Source organism: Rhizobium sp. KNZ2-6A (assembly GCF_056755475.1).
This window is the reverse complement of record NZ_JBNDIC010000069.1, coordinates 1-25,073: the sequence shown is the minus strand read 5'-3', so window position 1 is coordinate 25,073 and position 25,073 is coordinate 1. Positions and strand designations below refer to the sequence as shown.

Below are 25,073 nucleotides of genomic sequence, written 5' to 3'. Positions count from 1 at the left end.
ATGCAGGCAGACGATGTCCTGAAGGCTGCGCACGGCGCCGATGTTATCGTGCATGCAGTCAATCCTCCCGGCTACAGAAATTGGGGCAAGGTCGTCCTGCCGATGCTGGACAATACCATTGCAGCGGCCAAGGCAGTCGGGGCGCGGATCGTGCTGCCGGGAACTGTCTATAATTTCGGCCCCGGCGTCTTTCCGGATGTGAACGAGGACAGCGCGCAGCGGCCGAAGACCCGCAAGGGCGCCATTCGTGTTGAAATGGAGCGGCGCCTGAAAGCGGCTGCGGAGCAGGGCGACGCGCCTGTCATCATTGTTCGCGCCGGCGATTTCTTTGGTGGATCTCGTGCCAACAGCTGGTTCTCGCAGGCCATGGTGACGCTTGGCAAGCCGGTCGACTCCATCACCTATCCGGGCAAGGTCGGTCTCGGACATCAATGGGCCTACTTGCCCGATGTCGCCGAGACGATGATCCGGCTGATCGAGAAGGGGGATGAGTTGCCTGCTTTCGCAGTTTTTCACATGAGGGGCCATTGGGATGGCGATGGCAGGCAGATGATCGATGCCGTGCGGCGCGTGCTCGGCCGCAAGGTGAAGGTCAAGGCATTTCCTTGGATAATAGTGCCGTTGGCCGCACCCTTCGTGCCATTCATGCGGGAGCTGCGTGAAATGAGCTACCTGTGGAAGGTGCCGCTGCAGATGAGGAATGACAAGTTGCTGGCTGTGCTCGGCGAAGAGCCGCATACACCGATCGACGAGGCAGTGAAAGCAACGCTTGCAGCGATCGGCTGCCTGCCGGCGGCATGAGCCGGTCGTTAGGCCCTGAGTTCGGAGAAGGCGATACTCGCGACCGTGAGATCCGAATCCGCATTCCTGGTGTCGCCATCGCTCAAGAACCACGTTGCCGAAAGCCCCGCATAGGCGATGATCCATTGCAGAAGGCGTTTCGGTTCGAGGCCCGTCTCTGCACAGACGATCGGCAATTGCCGTTGCAGGCGGCCCGGCTTGGTAACGATGGGCAGCTCGGGATTGCAGAAGATATTGGCGAAATCGAAACCGCGCTCGCCATAGACCCGCTTGGGGTCGATAGCGAGCCAGCCGCGGGGGCCGAAATCGAGAATGTTCTCGTGGTGGATGTCGCCGTGCAATATGGTCTGCTCGTGTTGATCCGCCAGAAGGCTCGCGGCCACCTCGGCACAGGCGGCGAGCATGCCGCCATGGATGCGGGCCGCCGGTTCAAGCTCCCAAAACCAGCGATCCAACGGGACCAGGTCCGACGGCAGCGGCTTTGCCTTGCGTGCATGCAGCCTCGCAGCTGTGCGACACATGATCCGGCTCGCCTCGTCGTCCCCTCCCTGCATTGCCATGGTGAGCAGTGAGCCTGCCCCGGTTGCTCGTTCGATGAGGGCGGCGTCATCGTCATGTTCGTAGACGAAGGCGGCGCCTTCGCCATCCCACCAGCGCAGCACGCGATTGCCGAACTTCTCGTCGACATTTTGCGCAACCTTGATCATGGCGGGCTTATCTCTCCAGATGACCGGGAGAAGATGGCTCGAATGGGTGATGATGGGATCGCCGTCCGGCGTCAGCGACCAACGGTCGATATAGAGATCAAACATATGTCGGCTTTGCTATGTGGGTATCATGATTTCGCGATCGGCACGCCTGCTTAGCTCGGTTGTGTCGCCCCTGTTTTCAAGCGCTGAAATAGAAAAACCCTCGCGACGGTTCGTCGCAAGGGCAATTTGTCGGCGTTAATATAGTTCGTCAGCCCTGGCTATGCGCGAAGGCGCTGTATGGGAGATAGATCCTTGCTTAAGCCGCCTCGTCCAGCGCCGGATAGTCGTCGTAGCCCTTGGCACCGCCGCCATAGAGCGTTGCCTGGTCCCATTGTGCGAGCGGCGCATTTTCCTTCAGGCGCCGAACGAGATCGGGGTTGGAGATGAACGGCTTGCCGAAGGCAACGACATCGGCCTTGCCGCTGTCGACGGCTTCGATCGCCATCTCGCGAGTATAGGCATTGTTGACCATCCAGCCGGCCTTGCCGCCTGCCGCCTTATAGGCTGCATGCAAAGCATCGTAATCGAAGGGCAGGAAGTCGCGCTTGCCACCGGTCTGGCCTTCAACGACGTGGACATACGCGAGCCTGTGTTTCGCCAGGCCTTCGATGACATAGGTGAAGAGTTGCTGCGGGGCCGGGTCGCTGGCATCGCCCGATGGCGTGACCGGCGAAATGCGGATTGCCGTGCGGCCCGCACCGACTTCCTTGGTGACGGCATCGACCACTTCGAAGAGGAAGCGGGCACGGTTCTCGATCGAGCCGCCATACTGGTCGGTGCGATCGTTGACATTGCCGCGCAGGAACTGGTCGATCAGATAGCCGTTGGCGCCGTGGATCTCGACGCCGTCGAAACCGGCATCGATCGCGGCGCGGGCGGCCTTGCGATAATCTTCGACGATGCCCGGGATTTCCGAGGTTTCGAGCGCGCGCGGCTCGGAGACGTCTGCAAAGCCGCCGGTGCCGTCGCCATTGACCAGATAGGTCTTCGAATTTTCAGCACGCCTGGAGGTGGAGGAAACCGGTTTGCCGCCATTCGGCTGCAGGGTCGTGTGGGAGATGCGGCCGACATGCCACATCTGCACGACGATCTTGCCGCCATTGGCATGCACGGCATCCGTCACCTTCTTCCAGCCGTCGAGGGCTTCCTTGCTGTAGAGGCCGGGAACGTCGGCATAGCCCTGACCCTGATGGGTAATCGCCGTCGCTTCGGTGATGATCAGGCCGGCGCTGGCGCGCTGGGCATAATATTTGACGTTCAGCTCGTTCGGCACGGCATTCGGCGAGCGATTGCGCGTCAGGGGTGCCATGACGATGCGGTTGGCGATGGAGATATCGCCAAGTTTCGTCGGTTCGAACAATTTGGTCATGGGGTTTTCCTTTCTATGAGGGGGAGGAGAGGGGTGGGATTAGGAGGAGGCGAGCGCCTCGTCCTTGGGACGTATGGCAGCAAAGGTCAGCACGACGGTGAGGAAGCCCAGGATTGCCATGGCTGAACCGGCGAGCGGCACTTGCGAAAGCGAAAAACCTTCGTCGATAAGCATTCCGCCGACCCAGGCGCCGAGCGCGTTGCCGGTGTTGAAGGCGCCGATGTTGATGGTGGATACAAGGTTCGGGGCGTCCTTGCCGAAGTTGACGACATTGATCTGCAATGCCGGCACGGCGGCGAAAGCAGCCGCGGCCCACAGGAAGAGCGTGATTTCGGCGCCAACGAGGGAGTGGATGGTGACGCTGAAGATCGCCGATGTCGCCGCGATTGCCAGAAAGACACCGGCAAGCGTGATGCCAAGGCGCCAGTCCGCCAGCTTGCCGCCGATCAGATTGCCGATGGTCAGGCCGACGCCGATCGAGAGCAGCGTCCAGGTTACGGTCTCGGGCGAGACGCCGGTAACATCACGCAGCATCGGGGCGATATAGGTGAAAAGGGCGAACATGGCGGCCGAGAAGAAAACAGTCGTCAGCAGGGCCAGCCAGAGGCCGAGGCCACGCAATGCCGCTATCTCACGGCCAAGGCTGCCCTGACGGGCTGCTTCGTCCTTCGGCAGCACGGCGACAAGTCCGGCAATCGAGGCGACACCAAGCAGCGTCACGATCCAGAACGGCGCGCGCCAGCCGAAAGCCTGGCCGAATGCCGTGCCAAGGGGAACGCCAAGCACGTTGGCGAGCGTCAGGCCGGTGAACATCAGCGCGACGGCGCGGGCCTTGCGGTCTTCCGGCACCAGGCTGGCCGCAACCACCGAACCGATGCCGAAGAAGGCCCCGTGGCAAAGCGCGGTGACGATACGGGCGACCATCAGGACCCAATAATTCGGGGCGATGGCGCAGAGAAGATTGCCGAGAATAAAGAAGCCCATCAGCATGATCAATGCCGATCGCCGGCGCAAATGGGCTGTCGAGACAGCCATGATCGGCGCGCCGATGGCGACGGCAAGCGCGTAGCCGGTGACCAGCCAACCGGCTTGCGGAATGGTGACCGCAAGATCAGAGGCCACCTCCGGCAGCAGTCCCATGATAACGAATTCGGTCGTGCCGATGGCAAAGGAGCTGAGCGCGAGTACAAGGAGCGCAAGAGGCATGGTCACAGTTCCTTCTGCATGGCTTCGAGGAATTCAGCGATGGTTTCTTCGTTGCGCTTGTAGAAAATCCACTGGCCGAGGCGCCGCGTCGTCACCAGGCCGGCACGGTGGAGCGTGCCGAGATGGGCCGAGACGGTGGATTGAGAGAGACCGCAGCGCTCGAACTGGCTGGCGCAGACACCCAGCTCCAGCGGGTGTTCTTGGGTCGGGAAATGGGTCTCTGGATCTTTGAGGTGGTTGAGGATTTCGAGCCTGGCCGGATTGGCCAAGGCCTTCAATATCTCGTTCTTGTCCATGGTGTTCACCAAGCAATATCGAATAATCCCGATTTATGTATCGACGGATTTCGATATATCAAGGGCAGCGCCGAATATTATTTTTGGCAGGGCTGCTGGCGCGCGTGCTTAGAAAATGGGCAAAAAAAGAGGGCCACCGGAATAAACCAGGGCCCTTATAGGTGTGAAGGTCAAAACCTCCAGAGGGGAACAGCCAATGCGGTGGAACTGGGAGGAAAAGCCACCGTGTGCATCAGCTATGTGCGTTATGATGCTAATTTGTGCAGTGCGCAATGCTTTTTTGTGCATGGCAGTTATGCGTTTGGAGGCCTGGCACCAAAAAGGCAAAAAAAAGGGCCGCCGGAGTGAACCAGGGCCCTATAGGTATGAAGGTCAAAAACCTCCAGAGGGGAACAGCCAATGCGGTGGAACTGGGAGGAAAAGCCACCGTGTGCATCAGCTATGTGCGATATGGTAGTTAAATGGGCAGGCTTCAACTCTATTTTGTGCATATCAGCTATGCATCATACGCGCAGCTGATATATTAGTCGCAAAAAGAGTTCGTTATCAATGGCTTACCTTCACTAGAAATTCCAGTTACGAGCCTTGGACACGATAAAATCACGAAAAACCTTGAGCTTAGCCGCGTTTTTCATCTCGTCTGGGTAGCAGAAATATGTGTCGAAGGACGGAACGTCCGCGTTGATTGCAAGCTGAATAAGGCCCGGATCGCGACCGACGATATAATCAGGCAGAACGGCGATGCCGATGCCGAGCAGGCACGCGCGCTTGATCGACGTCTGACTGTTTATCTGCAGATGCGGCACACGCTTGTTGTCCGACGACCGGCCGGCGATCTCCAGCCAATTGACGTCGAGCAGGTAGTTCGGCGCCGGTTCGCCGAAGCTGATGATGCGATGCTCGTCCAGAGCCTCGACCGACTGCGGCTCGCCGTAGCGGTTGATATAGGACGGGGCCGCATAGACGTGCATATGCACTGTGAAAAGCTTGCGCTGGATGAGATCCGACTGCTGCGGCTGGCGCAGACGGATGGCACAATCCGCATGGCGCATGTTCACATCAAGCTCCTCGTTGTCGAGGATGAGCTGAATCTGCATATCCGGATAGAGCTGCAGGAATTCCTGGATCTTGTCGGTGAGCCAGCCCTGGCCGAGGCCTACGGTCGTCGTCACGCGCAGCTTGCCGCTCGGCTTGTCGGTCGTCTCGGTCAATTGCATCTTGACCGTCTCGAGCTTCAAGAGAACGTCATGAGCCGTGCGATAAAGCAGCTCACCCTGTTCGGTCAGAATGAGGCCGCGCGCGTGGCGATGGAAAAGCTTGATGCCGACGTCCTGCTCGAGCGCGCTGACCTGCCGGCTGATCGCGGACTGGGACAGATGCAACTTGTCGGCCGCATGCGTGAACGAACCCGCTTCGGCAGCCGCGTGAAAGATACGCAGCTTGTCCCAATCCAATGGCATGCCGTTTCCCCTCATCGACTGCATCACTCCGCAGCCACGGCGACGGGCATGTGCCCAGTCAAATAGCGTTCCGCCTCAAGCGCGGCCATGCAGCCCATCCCCGCTGCCGTGATCGCTTGCCGGAACGTATCGTCGGTCACGTCACCGGCGGCATAGATGCCTTCGACGCTGGTGGCGGTCGAATCCGGTGCGGTCCAGAGATAGCCATTATCCTTGAGCTTCAATTTGCCCTTGAAGAGCTCGGTTGCCGGCGCATGGCCGATGGCGACGAAAACGCCGTCGATCGGCGTTTCGGTGATCGCGCCGTTGCGGATATCACGCAGGCGCGCGCCGGTAACCGACGGCGGCATCGGCGGCTTGGCGGGCGTGCCGGTGATCTCGGCAATCTCCGTATTCCAGAGAACCTTGACGTTTGCCTTGGCGAAAAGGCGCTCCTGCAGGATCTTTTCCGCACGGAAGGAATCGCGGCGATGCACGACCGTCACCGACTTGGCGATATTGGAGAGATAGAGCGCTTCCTCGACGGCGCTGTTGCCGCCGCCGACCACGATCACATCCTTGTTGCGATAGAAGAAGCCGTCGCAGGTAGCGCAGGCGGAAACGCCGAAGCCCTGGAAATGCTGCTCGCTCTCGATTCCCAGCCACTTCGCCTTGGCGCCGGTGGCGATGACGAGGGTATCGGCGGTCCAGACCTGGCCGCTGTCAGTGCGGGCGACGAAAGGACGCTGACTGGTATCGACCTCTGTTACGAGATCGTTGACGATCTCGGCGCCGACATGCTGGGCCTGCAATAGCATCTGTTCCATCAGCCATGGACCCTGGATCGGATCGGCAAAGCCTGGATAGTTCTCGACATCCGTCGTGATCATCAATTGACCGCCCTGTTCCAGACCGGCAATCAGAACCGGCTGCAGCATCGCGCGCGCGGCATAAACCGCGGCGGTATAGCCGGCGGGGCCGGAGCCGATGATGAGCACCTTCGTGTGGCGGGCAGGCATAGTCAGTCCTTTCAATTTCAGCGATCGGGAAACCGCGGCTTCAAACGCGCAAAGCAGGCGATTTCACGGTCCGCCGCTTCATTTATGATTGCCTTATGCATTTATTCAAGGGCAGCCTTGCATTACACACAGAGCAAATCGGCTTAGTGTAAGAATCAGTTACTCAGGAGAAACTTTCTTGCGTATTTTCCTGCCTTATATAGAAGCTGGCGAAGGGGAATTAAAGAAAGGCAATAAAAGTGCTTCGCGCTGAACTCGATGCCATCGATATCAAGATTCTGCGGGAACTGCAGCGAGACGGACGGATGACCAATGTCGAGTTGGCAGACCGTGTCGGCATTTCCGCGCCACCATGCCTGCGCCGGGTGCGCAAGCTGGAAGAAGCCGGCGTCATCGAAGGCTATCATGCCATGCTGAACAGCCCGAAACTGGGTTTCGATCTCGTGGCCTTCTGCATGGTCGGTCTCAAGCATCAGTCGGAGGCTAATCTCAAGGCTTTCGCCAATGCGACGGCGGCTTGGCCGCTGGTGCGGCAGGCGTGGATGGTTTCCGGCGACAGCGATTTCCTTCTCCACTGTGTTGCCGAAAATCTCACCCGCTTCCAGGATTTCGTCATCGAAGTTCTAACCGCGAACGAACATGTCGATACCGTGCGCACCATGCTGACGATCCGGCAGGTCAAGAAGCTCGGTCTGGTGGAGCTCTAGGCGAATGGCGGATCGCCCCTGGCACCGGTCGCTGATCAAGTCCGGCGTGCGCCTTTTCCTGGGCGGTTCGCTGGCGCATGTGCAGGACTGGTTTCCAGGGCTCAGCATCGTCCGTACCCAAAATGTCAGCGAGGTGCATTACCGTGGGGCGAAAGTCGCAAGCCTTGCCGGCATGGATCGGCTGCGCGAGCGCTGTGGCGATGCAATCTATATTGTCGGCTCTGGCCCATCCATTCGTGGCTGCGACCTGCATAGTTTGGAAGCCGGAAGCGCCATTCTTCTGAACGGCGCTATCGGGCTGACCGGCGAACCGATCGCCGAGCCTTTGGCGATTGCTGTCGAGGATGAGCGCTTCGTCTGGCGACATATCGACCTATTGCGCCAAAAAGTCGCCCCGGGTTCGCTCTGTCTGTTTTCCGTCGCGGTGCTGCGGGCGCTTTGCGAGATCGACAAGAGCTGGCTGGCGGACAAGATCATCATCCTGATCGACGATATCCGCAAACCCTATGGCGCCCGTCGCCGTTCGCTCGACGATCTCAAGACGCTGCAATATGTACGGCTGGATGCCGAGGGTTCGGCAGGCTTTTCGCTCTCGCCGGACCGTGGGGTTTTTCTGGGCGGGTCAGTTGCGGTGTCGGCCCTGCAATTCGCTCTTTACTGTGCACGGCATCAAGTCGGCTTTCTAGGGATCGATATTTCCAATGCCGGCGAGCCGCGCTTTTACGAAACTGCCGGCGATATGGCTTTTTCGGGCATTGCGCGGGCTGAGAGCCGTATCATCGAGCATCTCGTGCTCGCGCGGCAGATCGCCACGGAGCGCGGCGTCCCTTTCGTCAACTATTCTCCCATTTCCGCATTGCTGAAATATGATTTCGGCTACGACGACCGGTTCGCCATGAAATCGACGGCGTGAGGCTTGCCGACGATGACGAAGCCCACGCGTGGATTGAAAATAAGGTTGCTGGAATGAAGCTCATGCGCTGGCTGAAACCCAAAGCGTCCGATGCCAAGAAGCTGACCATCGATCCGCCCGAGGCGAAGGCGGGGCGCCACGGCATCGCCATTGCGGCCTGCGTCAAGAACGAGGCGCGATATATCGAGGAATGGGTGCGCTTCCACCGGGCGGTCGGTATCCGTCACTTCTATATCTATAACAACGGCTCCACGGACGAGACCTGTGCTCTTCTTCGCAGTCTTCTGAATGAGGACATGCTGACAATCATTTCCTGGGCCGGGCGCATGCGCGATGCGGCGACGTCGGTGATGCTGAACGGCCAGGTCATCACCTTTGCGCATGCCATCCTGAATTTTGGTGGCGATTACCGCTGGATGGCATTTATCGATGTCGATGAATTCCTTCTGCCGAAGGAAGCAGCGACCGTCGAGCAGGCGCTGGAAGCGGTCGGCGATTTCCCGAATGTCTCGCTGCCCTGGCATATGTTTGCCACAAGCGGGCATGAGACGCCGCCGGACGGACCTTTGACGCTGAATTATACGATGCGCGGCGCCGATCCGATGACGACAAAGGAAAATGTCAGCAACTTCAAATGCATCGTCGATCCGTGCGAAGTGACCGAGGTCAGCGTGCATCAGTTCCAGACGCGTGCCTACGGTGATCTGACGGCGAATGACGCCGGCAAGCGATTTACGCGGCGCGCGCGGAAGTCACCCGAATTCTATTCAAACCGCTTCCTACAGCTCAATCACTATTATACGAAATCCCGGCAGGAGTTGATGGAAAAGCTCGCGCGGGGATGGGCCTACGACAGCAGCGCGGCGAAATATCGGGACAAGGTGCTGTCGGTCGTCAAAAGCATCGAGGAAGACACGGTGGAGGATCGTTCGATGATCGATTTCATCCAGCGCCATCATATCTATCTTGGTCGCTGATTGAGCGCGCTCACTTATTGGCGATGAGCAGCCGCTTATAGACGTCGCCGATGGCGGTTGCTTCCTTTTCCAGTGCGAATTCGCTGCGCACATGGCGCACGGCATTTTCGCCCTGGCGAAGCGTTTCCTCCGGATCGGCCAGATAGAAGGCGATCGCTCTGGTCAGGGCTTCGCCATCGCCCGCCGGCACGACGGCGCCGGTCTCGCCCGGGACAATCATCTCGGCATAGGCGCCGGCATCGGATGCGACGACGGTGGTGCGGGAGGCCATGGCTTCCAGCGGCGTCAGGCCGAAACCTTCATTGCGGGACGGGGCGACATAGAGCGTGGCGCGGCGATACCAGGGCTTGATGTCGTCGACCTCGCCCAGAAAGCGGATGCGGTCGGAAAGGCCGGCGTCGGCCACCATCTTCTCCAATTCATCGCCGAAACCGCGATGTTCGGCCGTTACGCGGCCGCAGACGACGGCTGTCCAGTTCGGATAGTGTGGCAGGAGCTCGATCATCGCCTTGACGAAAAGATCCGTGCCCTTCTGATGGCGGACGCGGCCGAAACAGCCGATCAGGTAGGTGCCGGGCAGGCCGGTTGCCGCCATACGATCGTCGGGCTTTTCCGGCGGATGAAAGCGGTTGAGATCGACACCGTGCTGGATGACGGTGTGCGGCACCTCGAGAAAGCTGCCGGAGCGGGTGCTGGTGGCGATCACGGCGTCCATGCGACGGATGAGCCAGCGTGTATAACCGGTATGGCGGCGCTGGGCGGCGGAGGTGAAGACCAGCTTCAGAGGCATGCGCAGCACGGAGCGCAGCAGCAAGCCCACCAGCATTTCGTTGTTGCGGCGGGCATGCCAGACGCGCACGCGGCAGCGGCGTGGCCTGCTCCATAAACCCGGAAGCCGGAGCCAGCCGAGTTTAGGCAGGTCTTCCGGCAAGCCCGGGCCGAGCGTGGCGATATGATAGCCAAGTTCGACCTGTTTGGGGATCAGCTGCACGATCGTCGAGGTCACGCCGGAAAGCCGGCGTTTGAAATTCGTTGCGATGATTTCGATCTCGCTGAGATCGCTGGCATGCGCTGACTCGCGATCGCGCACGGGCAATCAGCCCCAGGTGACGGAGAGGATTTCGTAGCCCTTGGCGCCGCCGGGTGCATTGACCTCGATGGAATCGCCGACTTCCTTGCCGATCAGGGCGCGGGCGATCGGGGAAGAGATGGAAATGCGGCCTGCCTTCACGTCGGCTTCCTGGTCGCCGACGATCTGGTAGATCTTTTCTTCCTCGGTGTCCTCGTCGATGAGCTTCACCTTGGCGCCGAACTTGATCTTCGAGCCGGACATCTTGGTAAGATCGATGACTTCGGCGCGCGCCGTCAGGTCTTCGAGTTCGGCGACGCGGCCCTCGTTATGGCTCTGGGCTTCCTTGGCTGCATGATACTCGGCATTTTCGGAGAGATCGCCATGGGCGCGTGCTTCCGCAATTGCCTCGATGATCCGCGGGCGCTCTTCCTGCTGACGCCAGCGCAGTTCTTCCTGCAGCTTGACGAACCCGTTCTGTGTCATCGGTACCTTTTCAACCATTTTTCTTGTCCTTCACTCCCTGTGTTGCTCTGCTGCAGACACAAAAGAAAACAGGTCCCGAAGCGGTACTTCGGAACCATTCAGAGCCATTATTGTGTCATCTATAGCAGATTGCGACAGACGATTGCCAGAAAATTCGAAGACTTAAGGAAAGGCTCCTGTTGAAGCTCCTTGCCCCTTCGAGCGCCCGACGGGCCGTGACGAGTGTGAGCCGGCTATCCTGCTTCACGCCCGTCGCGGCCGAATTATACCCGTCAGAAATAGCTCTGCAGCGGCTGGACTTCGAGGTTTCCGGCCTTCAGTGCCTTGATCGCCATGGCAGCGGCTTCGGCGCCGGCCATGGTGGTGTAATAGGGCACCTTCTGCATCAGCGTCGCGCGGCGGAGCGACTTCGAGTCCGAGATCGCCTTGTTGCTGTCGGTCGTATTGATGACGAGCTGGACCTGGCGGTTGCGGATGGCATCCTCGATATGCGGACGTCCCTCAAGCACCTTGTTGATCTTCGTCGCTTCGATGCCGTTTTCGGCTAGATAGCGCTGGGTTCCGCCGGTTGCGAGCACCTTGAAGCCCTGTTCCGCCAGCATGCGGATAGCGGGCAGCACGCGCGGCTTGTCGTCGTCGCGAACCGAGACGAACACCGTTCCGTCACGCGGCAGTTCGACGCCGGCGCCGAGCTGGGATTTGGCGAAGGCCAGCGCGAAATCGGTGTCGAGACCGATCACTTCGCCGGTCGAGCGCATTTCCGGCCCAAGCAGGATGTCGACACCAGGGAAACGGGCGAAGGGGAAGACCGCTTCCTTGACGGCAATGTGCTTCAGCTTGCGCGGATCGGGCTTTTCGCCGTAGGCCGCGAAGGTCGCATCGAGCTTCTCTCCCGCCATGACGCGGGCGGCGATCTTGGCGATCGGGGCGCCGATCGTCTTGGCGACGAAAGGCACCGTACGCGAGGCGCGCGGATTGACTTCAAGCACGTAGACCGTGTCGTCCTTGATGGCGAACTGGACGTTCATCAGGCCGCCGACGTTCAAGGCCTTGGCCATGGCCTTTGCCTGGCGCTCCAGCTCATCGATCATGGCAGGCGAGAGCGTGCGCGGCGGCAGCGAGCAGGCCGAATCGCCGGAATGGATGCCGGCTTCCTCGATATGCTCCATGATGCCGGCGACATAGACGTCGGTGCCGTCGGACAGGCAGTCGACGTCGACTTCGATGGCATTGGTGAGATAGCTGTCGAACAGCAGCGGGTTTTTGCCGAGCAGCGTGTTGATCTGGCCGGTCTTGTCGTTCGGATAGCGCTGCTTGATGTCTTCCGGCACCAGTTCCGGGACCGTATCGAGCAGATAGCCCTGGAGCTGACCTTCCGAATGAATGATCTGCATGGCGCGGCCGCCCAAGACATAGGATGGGCGCACGACCAGTGGGAAGCCGATTTCGCCGGCAACGAGGCGAGCCTGCTCGACGGAGTAGGCGATGCCGTTGTTCGGCTGGTTGAGATCGAGCTTCATCAAGAGCTTCTGGAAGCGGTCGCGGTCTTCAGCAAGGTCGATCGCATCAGGCGCCGTGCCGAGGATCGGGATGCCGTTCTTTTCAAGGGCTTCGGCGAGCTTCAGCGGCGTCTGGCCGCCGAACTGGACGATAACGCCGACGACTTCGCCCTTTTCCTGCTCAGCGCGCAGGATTTCGATGACGTCTTCCGCCGTCAGCGGCTCGAAATAGAGCCGGTCGGAGGTGTCGTAGTCGGTCGAAACCGTCTCCGGGTTGCAGTTGATCATGATCGCTTCGTAGCCTGCATCCTTCAGGGCGAAGGCTGCGTGGCAGCAGCAATAGTCGAATTCGATGCCCTGGCCGATGCGGTTCGGACCGCCGCCGAGGATGACGACCTTCTTGCGGTCGGAAACCTCGGCTTCGGAACGGGCGGCGCCGACGAAGGGCATTTCATAGGTCGAATACATATAGGCCGTCGGCGAGGCGAATTCGGCCGCGCAGGTATCGATACGCTTAAAGACCGGGCGAACGTTCAGGCCGTTGCGCAACTCCGCCACTTCCTTCGGGCGCTTGCCGGTCAGCGTCGCAAGGCGTGCATCGGAGAAGCCCATGGCCTTCAGCATGCGCAGGTTGGTCGCATCTTCGGGCAGGCCATGCTCGCGGATGCGGGTCTCCATATCGACGATGTTCTTCAGCTGCTCGAGGAACCACGGATCGATCTTGCAGCCTTCATGCACTTCCTCGATGCTCAGCCCCGAGCGCAGCGCCTGGGCGACCATGCGCAGGCGGTCCGGCGTCGGCGTGCCGATGGCGGCGCGAATGGCGTTGCGGCTGCCTTCGCCTTCCTCGGTGCCGGGGATTTCGATCTCGTCCAGGCCTGTCAGGCCGGTTTCCAAGCCGCGCAGTGCCTTCTGCAGCGATTCGGCGAAGGTGCGGCCGATCGCCATGACTTCGCCGACCGACTTCATCGCGGTGGTCAGAACCGGAGAGGCGCCGGGGAACTTCTCGAAGGCAAAGCGCGGGATCTTGGTGACGACGTAATCGATCGACGGCTCGAAGGAGGCAGGCGTCGCGCCGCCGGTGATGTCGTTTTCGAGCTCGTCCAGCGTATAGCCGATGGCGAGCTTGGCCGCGATCTTGGCGATCGGGAAGCCCGTGGCCTTCGAGGCCAGCGCGGAGGAGCGCGACACGCGCGGGTTCATTTCGATGACGACGAGGCGGCCGTCCTTCGGATTGACCGCGAACTGCACGTTCGACCCACCGGTCTCGACGCCGATCTCGCGCAGAACGGCGATCGAGGCGTTGCGCATGATCTGGTATTCTTTGTCCGTCAGCGTCAGCGCGGGGGCGACGGTGATCGAATCACCAGTGTGGACACCCATCGGGTCGATGTTTTCGATCGAGCAGATGATGATGCAGTTGTCCGCCTTGTCGCGGACGACTTCCATCTCGAATTCCTTCCAGCCGAGGACCGATTCTTCGACCAGCACTTCCGTGGTCGGGGAGGCGTCGAGGCCGCCGCCGACGATCTCGAAAAATTCCGAGCGGTTATAGGCAATGCCGCCGCCGGTGCCGCCGAGCGTAAAGGAAGGGCGGATAATGGCGGGCAGGCCGACATGGTCGAGCGCCTGGGCGGCGATCGCCATAGCATGGCTCATGTAACGCTGCTTGCGGTCGCTCTCGCCGAGGTTCCACTGGTTTTCAAGTTCGTCGAGTGCCTTGTCGAGCTCGGCGCCGGAAAGCTGGGCCTTGAGCTTGCTGCGTTCGGCCTCATGCGTCTTGCGATCGGCATCCTTGATGTCGGTGGCATTTGCCAGCATCGAGCGCGGTGTCTCCAGCCCGATACGGGCCATGGCTTCGCGGAAGAGGGCGCGGTCCTCGGCCATGTCGATCGCTGCGGGCTTGGCGCCGATCATCTCCACATTGTAGCGATCGAGTACGCCCATGCGCTTCAGCGACAGCGCGGTGTTGAGCGCGGTCTGGCCGCCCATGGTCGGCAGCAGCGCGTCCGGGCGCTCCTTGGCGATGATCTTGGCGACGACCTCGGGCGTGATCGGCTCGACATAGGTGGCGTCCGCGAGGCCCGGGTCGGTCATGATCGTTGCCGGGTTGGAGTTGACGAGGATGACGCGGTAGCCTTCCTCCTTCAGCGCCTTACAGGCCTGCGTGCCCGAATAGTCGAATTCGCAAGCCTGTCCGATAACAATCGGTCCTGCACCGATAATGAGGATCGATTTGATATCTTGACGCTTCGGCATGGCTTTCATCCGTTTTTTCGTTGCGCCAAAAACCGGCCAGGGTGGGAGATCACCGGCCGGGGCGCATGAGCAATTATTTCAGGCTAGAAGCGGCTTATAGGCAAATGTATTTGCAAACGGAACCCCATAAATCGCGGAATCGACAGGAATTCTGCCGGGATCGCCATGGAGCGGTCAAATGACGAGTTATGCGGACGATCGGCAACTTATGCTGACGCTATCGATAAGCTAGCCCTCTATATAATGGGGCACGAAGCGTGAGGTGTCTCGCGTGATGGGAGTGTCGTCCTCGCGAATGCCGATACCCGCCGGTTGGCCCGCAACGATCCAGGATCCGATGACGGTCCAATCGTCGCCAAAGCGGGGAAGCAAATGCAGCGCCTGCCTTACATACCCTTCTTCACCGTAAGGTCCTTCAACGTGATATATGCCGGCCCCGGCTTCGTGGTCGACAAGCGTCACATTCGCACCTTCGCGGGATAGCAACGGCTTGCGAATGTAGCGATCGCCGAGATCGCCGAGGCATGGATCACCCTCAAAATAGGCAGGCAGCAGATTTTCATGGCCGGGGAACATTTCCCACAGAACCGGCAGCAGCCCCTTATTGGATAGCGTGAGTTTCCAAAGCGGTTCGATAACGCGCGTAGGCGTCAGCGGCAGATGACGGCCGAAAGGCTCGCGTACCATATCTTCGAGCGGATAGAGCTTGAATATGCAATCGATACGCTCGTCTTGAAGATCGATCAGCCAGTGTTTGTCGTCGACGCCGATATCGGGCATGGCGATCAGCTTCGTTTCGCAGCCAGCCTGGGCGGCGCAATCGACAAGGTAGTTCAGCGTTACGAGGTCTTCCTCCGATTCCAGCATGCCGGCAAAGTGCATGCGCCGCGAAGGCTCGGCAAGGACGCGCATCGCGTCGATCAGGCGTTCGTGTACCGAATTGAACTGGTCCGCCGAAGGCGGAAGTTCCCCGCGCTGCTTCATGTCTTCCAACCAGCGCCATTGGAAAACAGCGCTTTCGAACAGGCTGGTGGGCGTGTCGGCATTGAATTCGAGCAGCTTTGCCGAACCGCTTCCATCATAGGACAGATCGAAACGGCCATAGAGGTCATGTTCCCGATTTCGCCAGGAGCGCAATATCGCATCGTGATACGCCGACGGAATGGCCATGCGACGCATCAATTCATCGTCCGAAGCGATCCTTTCGACTGCGGCATAGCACATTTCCAGCAATTCGGCCGAGGGCTCCTCGAGCTTCGTCTCTATTTCCTCAAGCGTAAAAGCATAGGCGTGTCGCTCATCCCAATAGCGTTGGCCATACATTGAATGGATCGTGAAGCCGCAGGCCTCAGCGTCGGCCTTCCAATCCGGCCGCTCGTTCATGACGACGCGTTTCATCAGCTCACCTGTTAACCCGAAAGATGGAAGCCACGAAAACCCCAGCCGCCGCGCTCTACCGCGCCGCTCGAGCGCGCTGAGTGCTCGGAAGACGTTCCCCAAAAGCTACTGCCGCCGCCACCACCGCTCGAAGACGAGGACTGCGTGTTGTCGTCCTTCTTTCTTGCCGCATAGGTCGTATTTCCGAGCAACATGCCGTTGGCAAGGCTTCGTCCGGTTGCCGTTCGAAAGTCGCTGCTCCCACGCGGCTGGTATAGGGCCTTGGTGTCAAATGTTCTGGCGGCGTTGCCGACAAGATAGCCGGCCAGCAGGGGAACGAAATGGCCCATGCCCGATTGATGGGCGCTGGTCGTTGGCTGGCAGTTGTTGGCGCCGTAATCCTTTTCGCAGTTCGCCGCTGTTTCATAGGCGGGAGCGTTTCGTAGGCGCTCCGTTTCCGCCGCGGCAAATTGAGACCGACATTCGTCAGCGGAAAAAACTCTCCCCGCGATGCAGGCGTTGACGTCCTTGTATATCTGAACCCGATCCTCTTTTTGGCCGCATGCCGTCAATGCCGTTGTTCCCATGAGCAGCAAGGACACACTCATCGATCGCTTCATAAAACCCCCGGCGCATTGCGCGTTCACACGACCACATATTCCGGGACGTTGCCCGCACAAGTCGACCAGCCGCAACACACGCAGATGCGGAATTGCGGTTGTCCACATATGTAAGGATTGCAACGTTAAGAATATGGGCGCGAAAAGAGAGTTAGGTATAAATTGGCCGCTTTTAAAGAACGTAGGCGTGCGTTCGGTCGAATTTTTTTAGACCAATGGTTGCGATCGTAAAAAGTGTCTTTCCAGTTTTCATAAGTCAATCGAAGCGATGCCGGACGGATTCGGCATAGGAGCGGCTGACAGGCACCTCAACGCCGTCCCGCGCGATGACGAAAAGTTTGCCGTTATCGCGTTTCAGGCGGGCTACGTGCTCCGCCGCTATCCAATGGGACCGGTGCAGGCGCATGCCCTCCGTATTGCCGATTTCCGTGAGTGCGTCGCCAAAACGCAGCAGGACGAGCTCTCGACCGCGTGTGGTCACGACCTCGGTATAGTGATCGCGAACTGTGAGCCTTATCAATGCTCCTCGGTTTTCCGGCTTCAGGCGCGATAGAATCGGCGGCTGAGAGGTCTGGGGTTGAATTTCGGCTGCGGCGGCGAGTGTGGTTTTCGTCTCCGTGGCATCCGATTCCTCCGCCGTCATTGCTATCTGCCGGTGCATGGTCAGATAGGACAAAATGCAAAAAAGGACACAAAGCGGTATGGCGCCAAGCGACTGGCGCAGGCTGTCGATCACGGTGGACGTCGTTCCGAAGAAGGCCAGCTCGACGAGCGAGATGCTGAAGCCTATCGGCAATGCGGCAACGATGGACCCGATCATCATCCGGGCGAACATGCTCGATATATGCCTGCGCAGGAGGATTTCGGCGGCCACGGAGAAGACGATGGCGATGGACCAGGCCATGGCTTGAAGGACAAGCCAATAGCCGAGCCGGGCTACCGGCGTCAGCCGGGCAAAGGTGCCGTAGGGGCCAGTGAGAGCGAAGATCAGGACGATCGTGACAAAGGTCGCCCAGAAACGCGGTGAACGCTGAATGATCCGCAATTCGCGAAGCGTGGATTGCAGAAAGGTGTGATCCACGAAGATTTCCCGTTCTTTCGCGCAATTTCGATTGAGAGAATGACAATATCGCGGAAAGGCTCGGCAAACTCAACCGGATACGATGATGACTCTCGAGCCGCTTCTCAATGCCCCGATCGCGATCCAGGTCCATGTCGCGGCTGTCATTCCCGCTGCCTTGCTCGGCGCCTATCTCCTCATCAGACCGAAGGGGACGCCAAGGCACCGTCTGCTCGGCAAGCTATGGCTGGTTCTGTTGGTGATCACGGCGCTATCGAGCTTCTTCATTCACCAGATCAACATGTTTTACGGCTGCAGCCCTATTCACCTGCTTTCGATATACGTTCTGTTCGGTTGCTGGGGTGCTATCGCCAATGCTCGCAAGCACAATATCGAGGCACACAAGCGCATCGTCAGAGGCCTTTACTTTGGCGGTATTGTCGGCGCGGGCGCGTTTACGTTCATTCCAGGCCGCATCATGAATAGGGTGACCTTCGCTGGCGATGAAATCGCGCCGCTTCTGGTCGCGGCGGGTATAGGTGTCGCGCTTTTATGGCTGACTTCGAAAGAAATACGGCGCCGTCGCCGCTTAAGCTGATCTTCTGTCGATAGCCAACTGGCTTTGTTACACTTCCTGGATATATAAATGCCTCAAGGGACTTTGATTTTAGGCATCGCCAGGAGGTGCGCTATGGATTGGAAGGGGCGTCGGCAATCCGACAATATCGAGGACGAGCGCGGCTCATTGCCCATGGGCGGTACGGGTGGCGGAGGCTTCAGATTTCCCGGCGGAGGTCTCGGCGGGGGCGGCTTGAGTTTCCGCACCATTATCGTGCTGATCGTGATCTTCCTGATCCTGAGGGCGATGGGCGTCGACGTCATCGGCCTGCTGCAGCAAAGCGGCATGCTGGAGGGCGGCGGTTCCGGATATCAGCAGAGTACCTCCAACAACAGCGGCGGGGCTCAGCCGGCCAACGACGAGATGAAGCAGTTCGTTGCGACCGTTCTTGCCGATACGGAGGACACGTGGACCGGCATCTTCAAGTCGATGGGCCAGACCTATACGGATCCGAAGCTTGTGCTGTTCTCCGGTAGTTTTCCCTCGGCTTGCGGGCAAGCTTCGGCGGCCACCGGCCCCTTCTATTGCCCGAGCGATCAGAAGGTCTATCTCGACATGGCCTTCTTCAAGCAGATGAAGGACCAGTTCGGCGCATCCGGCGATTTCGCGCAGGCCTATGTGATCGCGCATGAAGTCGGCCACCATGTTCAGGATCTGCTCGGCATCCTGCCGAAGTTCAATCAGGCCCGCCGCAGCATGAGCGAAGCGGATGCCAACAAGATGTCGGTGCGGATCGAACTGCAGGCCGATTGCTTTGCCGGCATCTGGGGCAAATTCACACAGCAGAAGGGCATATTGCAGGCCGGCGATCTCGAAGAAGCCTTGAACGCCGCGCAGCAGATCGGCGACGATACGCTGCAGAAGCGAACCCAGGGCTACGTCGTTCCCGACAGCTTCAACCATGGTACTTCGGCGCAGCGCATGAAGTGGTTCAAGCAGGGTTTCGATTCCGGCAAGCTCAGCGATTGCGATACGCTGAACAATCCCGTCTGATTTCGCTTGCCCGCGCCCGGAATACCGGGGAGCGGGCAAGTCCTACGACTCGTTACTCCTCACTATGATCACACACTCGATCGCAGCCATATCGGGCATTCGACAGTTTCACGTTGCCCTCCGTGCGATAATCCGGGTAAATCGAAACGGGTTGTTTGGAATTTCGCACAATGGATGAATTGCCGCTGGCCGATCTGGTTGCCTTTACCGCTGTCGCGCGCGAGCGCAGCTTTCGCGAGGCGGCGCGCAAACGCAGCGTTTCCGCATCGTCGCTCAGCGAAGCGGTGCGACGGCTGGAGGAAAGGCTGGCGGTACGCCTGCTCAACCGCACCACGCGAAGCGTGACGCCGACGGAGGCGGGGGAGCGCTTAATGGAGCGCCTGACGCCCGCCATGAGCGAGATCGCCGTCGCGCTCGATGATATCAACAGCTTTCGCGACAGCATAGGCGGGACGCTGCGGCTGAATGTGCCGACCGTTGCCGCCATGGTCGTCATGCCTGACATCATCAGCCGTTTCCTGACGGAATATCCGGCAATATCAGTCGAAATCGTCGCCGAAGACAGTTTCATCGATGTCGTGGCCGCCGGCTACGATGCCGGCATCCGCTACGATGAAAGACTGGAAAAAGACATGATCGCCGTGCCGATCGGGCCGCGACAGCAATATTACATTACTGCGGCTGCGCCCGCCTATCTGGCCGCAAACGGCACGCCGCAACATCCGCGCGAAATACTCGAGCATCGCTGTATCCGTCACCGCTTCTTGAGCGGTTCGGTCGCGCCCTGGGAATTCGAAAGGAATGGGGAGACGATTTTCATCACCCCACCGGTGGTCGTCGCGACGAATTCGATCGACATCGAGTGCAGCGCGGCCGCGGCCGGGCTCGGCATCATCAGAACCTTTCGGGAGTTCCTTGCGCCACGGATTGCCAGCGGAGAACTGGTGCCCATCCTTGAGGAATGGGATACGGTCTTTTCCGGTCCGTTTCTTTACTATGCGAGCCGTCGGCATATGCCTGCGCCGCTCCGGGCCTTCGTCGACTTTCTCAATCGTGACCAGCGTTGCGGTCGCGACAGTTAGTCGCTTTTATGCCGAGGATCAAAAAAAGCGGTCAATAAATCAATAAGATTGAAGCGTTCACGGATTGTTTCTGCCAAAATCTTTATGTATTGGGGACGCTCCAGTTTTTCGTTCACGTTCTGTCTCTTTCATGGAGACGGGGCCGCCAGAAGGCATCTCCATGATCGATCAAAAATTCGCTCGTCGAGGTCTGTTCCTCGTCTTCCTTATCCTCTTCCTCGACGTCATCGGCATTGCGATCATCATGCCGGTCATGCCGAAATATCTGGAAGAGTTGACGGGGGCGTCGGTCAGCGCGGCGGCGACGGAAGGCGGTTGGCTGCTGCTCGCCTATGCCGCCATGCAGTTCCTGTTTTCGCCATTGATCGGCAATCTGAGCGATCGCTTCGGCCGCCGGCCGCTGCTGCTGGCCTCCGTGCTGACATTCGCGATCGACAATTTCATCTGTGCGATTGCCGGTTCCTACTGGATGCTGTTTGTCGGCCGCATTCTGGCAGGCATCAGCGGCGCGAGTTTCTCGACCTGTTCGGCCTACATCGCCGACATCAGCAATGACGAGAACCGCGCGAAGAATTTCGGCCTGATCGGCATGGCTTTCGGCGTCGGCTTCGTCCTAGGCCCGGTCATCGGCGGCTTCCTTGGCGAGTTCGGTCCGCGCGTTCCCTTTTATGGCGCGGCGGCGCTGGCGTTCCTGAATTTCGTAGGCGCCTATTTCCTGCTGCCGGAAACGCTGGATGCAAAGCATCGCCGACCTTTCGAGATAACGCGGGCCAATCCGTTCGGGGCGCTCAGGCAGATGCGGCGTTATCACGGCATTGGCTGGGTCTGTGTCGTCATGTTCCTGAATTGGCTGGCACATGGCGTCTATCCGGCCGTCTGGTCCTTCGTCACGTCCTATCGCTATGATTGGAGCGAGGGACAGATCGGCTTCTCGCTGGGCGTCTATGGGATCGGCGCCGCCGTTGTCATGGGCCTGGTTCTGCCGCGGCTGGTGCCTATGCTCGGCGAGTGGAAGACTGCGCTTCTCGGGTTGATGTTTTCCTGCCTCGGCCTCATGGGCTACGCTTTTGCATGGCAGGGCTGGATGGTGTACGCGGTCGTCATCTTGACCGTCATCGAAAACGTCGCGGACGCGCCGCTGCGCTCCATCGCCGCCAGCAAGGTGCCGCCTTCAGCCCAGGGCGAGCTGCAAGGTGCGCTCGGTAGCCTGACGAGCATCACCGCCATCGTCGGGCCTGTGCTGTTCCCCTATCTGTTCCAGTACTATACAGCGCCGACGGCGCCGGTGGTCTTTGCAGGCGCGCCCTTCATCATGGGTGCAATTCTGGTCGCGACGGCGCTGATTGTGCTTTTGACCAAGGTCCGCAAGATGGAGCCGAAAGTGGTTGCCCAGTCGCAGGCGGGCGAGACGGCCTAAAAATTCATCAGATATTTTGATATCACGATGAATTCTTTAGCACTATAGGCTTGTCGACTGGCTTTTTAACTCCAATTGCGATAAGCCGACAGGCTCGCGCACCCTTGGGTAGGGCGGTTCGCGCGACTCTAGCAATCGAGTTTTCGTGATGGATATGCCTGTAACTGTGCGCTCGTCCGCGCATGACAATGATAATTCGTGGTCTGCACATGTTCGCGCTACGCTTGCGCTGGGCATTCCTTTGATCGGTGCGCAGTTGGCGCAGCTCGGCATCAACACCACTGATGTTATGATTGTCGGCCGGCTTGGCGCTGAGCAGCTGGCGGCAATGGTGCTCTCCGCGCAGTTTCTCTTCACGATTCTGATTTTCGGCTCGGGCTTCTCCATCGCCGTCGTGCCGCTGGTGGCGCAGGCTTATGGCAAAGGCGACGTTTCCTCGGTTCGCCGAGCGCTCCGCATGGGCCTTTGGGTCGTCACGGCTTACTGGGTGGTGGCGCAACCCGCCTTCTTTTATTCCGAGCAAATCCTTCTGGCGGCGGGACAGAAGCCCGAGGTCGCGAAACTGGCCAGCGGCTATATCGATATCGGTCACTTCGCCTTGCTGCCGGGGCTGCTCTATAACGTCATCCGTGCGCTGGTGAGCGCTATCGGCCGTGCCGGCATCATCCTCAAGGTCACCATCGCCATGTTGGTGATGAACGCCGTGCTGGCCTACATCTTGGTCCTCGGCCATTTCGGCTTGCCGGCCATGGGGCTGCATGGCGCGGCTATCGTTTCCGTTGTCGTGCAGACGGCTGGTTTCCTCTTCATCGTCGGTTACGTTCAGAGCCACGAGGAAACGCGTCGTTATGAGATTTTCGTCCGGTTCTGGCGGCCCGACTGGCACGCTCTGTGGGATGTCATCCGGCTCGGTTTTCCGATCAGCGTCACGGTTCTGGCCGAGGTCAGCCTGTTCACCGCTGCATCGCTGCTGATGGGCCAGATCGGCACGATCGAGCTTGCCGCCCACGGTATCGCTTTGCAGTGGGCCTCGATCGCCTTCATGATCCCGCTCGGTCTCAGCCAGGCGGCGACCGTGCGGGTGGGCGTTGCGCATGGCCAAGGCGATCATCTTGGCCTAAAGCGCGCTGCCATCGTGGTTCTCATCGTTTCAAGCTGCATCGCGCTCTGCGGCAGCATCCTGTTCGCAACCGTGCCGTCCTGGCTTGGAAGCTGGTTCCTCGACGTCACGTCGGCCGACGCGCCGAAGGTGCTTGCCTATGCGGCGCCGCTGATCGTCGTGGCCGGCCTGTTCCAGCTTGTCGATGGGCTGCAGGCGATTGCCAGCGGTCTGTTGCGCGGACTGAAGGATGCGCGCGTGCCGATGATTCTGGCGTTGATCGCCTATTGGCCGATCGGCTTCTTCCTCGCTTGGCTGCTGGCGTTTCGATTCGGCTTGGGCGGCATCGGCATATGGTTCGGCTTCCTGCTCGGTCTTGCCTCGGCCGCGGCGCTGCTGTGCGCGCGTTTCTATATTCTCGTGCGCTCCGAGAAGGCTGCCAACTGATAGCGGCATCTCGGGTCGAGAGACTACTGACAAAAATTGACAGCATGATCGTCTATAGTCGTCTCATACCAATGACGGGAGATGACCATGACATTCAATGCAAGCGATCGTATCGATGCCGCGCCTTTCCCGCGGGAAGATTTCTTTGATCAGGGCAAGATGGTTCGTCTTTTCCCATCTGCCAACGAGTCCCGCCGGCGATCCGAGCCGGCGCGGAAATCCTATTGGCTGGCTGTGGCCAGTGCCGAGCACGTACGCATCGGGCGCAAGCATGGTTTCATGCAGGTGAACCACGGCAAACGAGCTCCCCTGATGCGCATCAAGCCGGGTGACGGCATCGTCTACTACTCACCTTCAGTCAAAATGGGCGAGAAGGACGGCTTTCAGAGCTTTACCGCCATCGGCTTCGTCCGCGAGGGCGAGCCTTACCTTGCTGAGATGGGCTGCGGAAAGGCCTATCGCAAGGATGTGGACTGGCTGGACGCGCCCGAGCAGCCGCTTCGTCCGCTCCTGGGCTGGCTTGATTTTACCCAGGACAAGAATTGGGGCTACAAACTGAGATTCGGCCTCGTTGAGTTCGAACAATCCGACTTTGAGTTTCTTGAGGAAATCCTGATGAGCGAGCTTGAAGTGGTCAAGCAGCGCCGTCTGCAGGCGTGAGTTTCAGCAAGCCCGAATCGATGTGACGAAAAGACCTCCCAACTTGACGCACAAAGAGAAAGCCCCGGATTGATCATCAATCCGGGGCTTTCTCATGTGATTAGGCGGTCGACCCTATCAGGCGCGCTCTGCCAAAGCGGGTTCACCCTTCTTTGCGCGCACCAGATTGACGAAGCGGCGGAAAAGGTAATGGCTGTCCTGCGGACCGGGAGAGGCTTCCGGGTGATGCTGCACTGAGAAGACCGGCTTGCCTGACACGCGCAAGCCGCAATTGCTGCCATCAAAGAGCGAAATGTGAGTCTCCTCAACGCCTTCCGGCAGCGACTTCGAGTCGACCGCGAAGCCATGATTCATCGAGACGATCTCGACCTTGCCCGTCGTATGGTCTTTGACCGGATGGTTGGCGCCGTGGTGGCCCTGGTGCATCTTCGCGGTCTTCGCGCCGAGCGCGAGGCCAAGCATCTGGTGGCCGAGGCAGATGCCGAAGAGCGGGATCTCCGTCTTCAGCAGATCCTTGATGACAGGAACGGCGTATTCGCCTGTTGCGGCCGGATCGCCGGGGCCGTTGGAGAGGAAGATGCCGTCCGGGTTGAGGCCGAGAACCTCATCCGTTGAGGCCGTCGCCGGCAGGACGGTGACCTTGCAATCGAGGCCGGCAAACAGGCGCAGAATATTGCGCTTGACGCCGTAGTCGAGGCAGACGACATGGTACTTTACGTCAGCTGCGCCGAGTTCGCCGTAGCCTTCGTTCCAGACCCAGGGCGTCTGCGACCATTGCGATGACTGGCCGGAAGAGGCGACCTTGGCGAGATCGAGACCTTCGAGGCCGCTCCAGGCCTTGGCGTCCGCCTGCAGCTGCTGGATATCGAAGACACCGTTCGGATCATGGGCGATGACACCGTTCGGC

23 protein-coding genes are annotated in these 25,073 nt (G+C 59.5%); 10 read left to right on the top strand and 13 right to left on the bottom strand.

Going from position 1 to position 25,073, the window contains the following annotated elements:
* A partial coding sequence (locus ACPYOP_RS29840) for an NAD-dependent epimerase/dehydratase family protein (protein WP_481413860.1) occupies positions 1–801 on the top strand: 801 nt, incomplete at its 5' end.
* 8 nt (positions 802–809) lie between these two features.
* On the opposite strand, the gene ACPYOP_RS29835 is transcribed toward ACPYOP_RS29840, so the two are convergent.
* The 6 genes from ACPYOP_RS29835 to trxB all read right to left on the bottom strand — a co-directional run bounded on the left by ACPYOP_RS29835 (position 810) and on the right by trxB (position 6,882).
* Complete coding sequence (locus tag ACPYOP_RS29835; protein WP_481413859.1) at positions 810–1,613, bottom strand: aminoglycoside phosphotransferase family protein; 804 nt, start codon at positions 1,611–1,613, stop codon at positions 810–812.
* Positions 1,614–1,809: 196 nt separating this feature from the next.
* Entirely contained in the window at positions 1,810–2,922 is a 1,113-nt protein-coding gene (locus ACPYOP_RS29830) for an alkene reductase (RefSeq protein WP_481413858.1), read from the bottom strand.
* 39 nt (positions 2,923–2,961) lie between these two features.
* Positions 2,962–4,128, bottom strand: a complete 1,167-nt coding sequence (locus ACPYOP_RS29825; protein WP_481413857.1) for an MFS transporter — start codon at positions 4,126–4,128, stop codon at positions 2,962–2,964.
* Positions 4,129–4,130: 2 nt separating this feature from the next.
* Entirely contained in the window at positions 4,131–4,424 is a 294-nt protein-coding gene (locus tag ACPYOP_RS29820) for an ArsR/SmtB family transcription factor (RefSeq protein WP_112344094.1), read from the bottom strand.
* Between the two features lie 563 nt (positions 4,425–4,987).
* Positions 4,988–5,884 carry a LysR family transcriptional regulator VtlR gene (locus ACPYOP_RS29815; protein ID WP_481413856.1) on the bottom strand — a complete coding sequence of 299 codons (897 nt, stop codon included), beginning with the start codon at positions 5,882–5,884 and terminating at the stop codon, positions 4,988–4,990.
* 23 nt (positions 5,885–5,907) lie between these two features.
* Positions 5,908–6,882: a thioredoxin-disulfide reductase gene (gene trxB, locus ACPYOP_RS29810; RefSeq protein ID WP_481413855.1), complete on the bottom strand. Its 975-nt coding sequence runs from the start codon at positions 6,880–6,882 to the stop codon at positions 5,908–5,910.
* Between the two features lie 239 nt (positions 6,883–7,121).
* On the opposite strand from trxB, the gene ACPYOP_RS29805 reads away from it, so the two are divergent.
* The 3 genes from ACPYOP_RS29805 to ACPYOP_RS29795 all read left to right on the top strand — a co-directional run bounded on the left by ACPYOP_RS29805 (position 7,122) and on the right by ACPYOP_RS29795 (position 9,479).
* Positions 7,122–7,589 carry an Lrp/AsnC family transcriptional regulator gene (locus tag ACPYOP_RS29805; protein ID WP_112344091.1) on the top strand — a complete coding sequence of 156 codons (468 nt, stop codon included), beginning with the start codon at positions 7,122–7,124 and terminating at the stop codon, positions 7,587–7,589.
* Positions 7,590–7,593: 4 nt separating this feature from the next.
* A complete protein-coding gene (locus ACPYOP_RS29800; RefSeq protein ID WP_481413854.1) occupies positions 7,594–8,502 on the top strand; it encodes a glycosyl transferase in 909 nt (302 codons plus the stop codon).
* Positions 8,503–8,564: 62 nt separating this feature from the next.
* Positions 8,565–9,479, top strand: coding sequence for a glycosyltransferase family 92 protein (locus ACPYOP_RS29795; RefSeq protein WP_481413853.1), 915 nt, complete (start codon positions 8,565–8,567; stop codon positions 9,477–9,479).
* 10 nt (positions 9,480–9,489) lie between these two features.
* Here the strand turns inward: ACPYOP_RS29795 and ACPYOP_RS29790 are convergent, their stop codons facing one another.
* From ACPYOP_RS29790 to ACPYOP_RS29765, 6 genes are all read right to left on the bottom strand, one after another.
* Positions 9,490–10,569, bottom strand: coding sequence for a glycosyltransferase family 4 protein (locus ACPYOP_RS29790; RefSeq protein WP_481413852.1), 1,080 nt, complete (start codon positions 10,567–10,569; stop codon positions 9,490–9,492).
* Positions 10,570–10,575: 6 nt separating this feature from the next.
* The gene (greA, locus tag ACPYOP_RS29785; RefSeq protein ID WP_120664532.1) at positions 10,576–11,052 is read right to left on the bottom strand and encodes a transcription elongation factor GreA; all 477 of its coding nucleotides are present in this window, start codon (positions 11,050–11,052) and stop codon (positions 10,576–10,578) included.
* A 254-nt stretch (positions 11,053–11,306) separates the two neighbouring features.
* Complete coding sequence (gene carB, locus ACPYOP_RS29780) at positions 11,307–14,792, bottom strand: carbamoyl-phosphate synthase large subunit (RefSeq protein ID WP_481413851.1); 3,486 nt, start codon at positions 14,790–14,792, stop codon at positions 11,307–11,309.
* A gap of 228 nt (positions 14,793–15,020) precedes the next feature.
* Positions 15,021–16,190: a glutathionylspermidine synthase family protein gene (locus tag ACPYOP_RS29775; protein WP_481413850.1), complete on the bottom strand. Its 1,170-nt coding sequence runs from the start codon at positions 16,188–16,190 to the stop codon at positions 15,021–15,023.
* An 11-nt stretch (positions 16,191–16,201) separates the two neighbouring features.
* A complete protein-coding gene (locus ACPYOP_RS29770) occupies positions 16,202–16,897 on the bottom strand; it encodes a DUF1190 domain-containing protein (protein ID WP_481413849.1) in 696 nt (231 codons plus the stop codon).
* 148 nt (positions 16,898–17,045) lie between these two features.
* Positions 17,046–17,870 (bottom strand): LytTR family DNA-binding domain-containing protein, encoded by an 825-nt coding sequence (locus ACPYOP_RS29765; protein WP_481413848.1) that lies wholly within the window; start codon positions 17,868–17,870, stop codon positions 17,046–17,048.
* A gap of 85 nt (positions 17,871–17,955) precedes the next feature.
* On the opposite strand from ACPYOP_RS29765, the gene ACPYOP_RS29760 reads away from it, so the two are divergent.
* From ACPYOP_RS29760 to ACPYOP_RS29735, 6 genes are all read left to right on the top strand, one after another.
* Positions 17,956–18,447, top strand: coding sequence for a DUF2306 domain-containing protein (locus ACPYOP_RS29760; protein ID WP_481413847.1), 492 nt, complete (start codon positions 17,956–17,958; stop codon positions 18,445–18,447).
* Between the two features lie 93 nt (positions 18,448–18,540).
* Complete coding sequence (ypfJ, locus tag ACPYOP_RS29755) at positions 18,541–19,461, top strand: KPN_02809 family neutral zinc metallopeptidase (RefSeq protein WP_481413846.1); 921 nt, start codon at positions 18,541–18,543, stop codon at positions 19,459–19,461.
* A gap of 170 nt (positions 19,462–19,631) precedes the next feature.
* On the top strand, positions 19,632–20,543 hold the full coding sequence (locus ACPYOP_RS29750) for a LysR family transcriptional regulator (RefSeq protein ID WP_481413845.1): 912 nt from the start codon (positions 19,632–19,634) through the stop codon (positions 20,541–20,543).
* 160 nt (positions 20,544–20,703) lie between these two features.
* Positions 20,704–21,960 carry a TCR/Tet family MFS transporter gene (locus tag ACPYOP_RS29745; RefSeq protein ID WP_481413844.1) on the top strand — a complete coding sequence of 419 codons (1,257 nt, stop codon included), beginning with the start codon at positions 20,704–20,706 and terminating at the stop codon, positions 21,958–21,960.
* Positions 21,961–22,108: 148 nt separating this feature from the next.
* The gene (locus tag ACPYOP_RS29740) at positions 22,109–23,506 is read left to right on the top strand and encodes an MATE family efflux transporter (protein ID WP_481413843.1); all 1,398 of its coding nucleotides are present in this window, start codon (positions 22,109–22,111) and stop codon (positions 23,504–23,506) included.
* Positions 23,507–23,593: 87 nt separating this feature from the next.
* Entirely contained in the window at positions 23,594–24,166 is a 573-nt protein-coding gene (locus ACPYOP_RS29735; protein WP_481413842.1) for an EVE domain-containing protein, read from the top strand.
* A gap of 117 nt (positions 24,167–24,283) precedes the next feature.
* Here ACPYOP_RS29735 and ACPYOP_RS29730 read toward each other — a convergent pair.
* The coding region (locus ACPYOP_RS29730) for a carbamoyl phosphate synthase small subunit (protein ID WP_481413841.1) at positions 24,284–25,073 on the bottom strand (790 nt) is incomplete at its 5' end.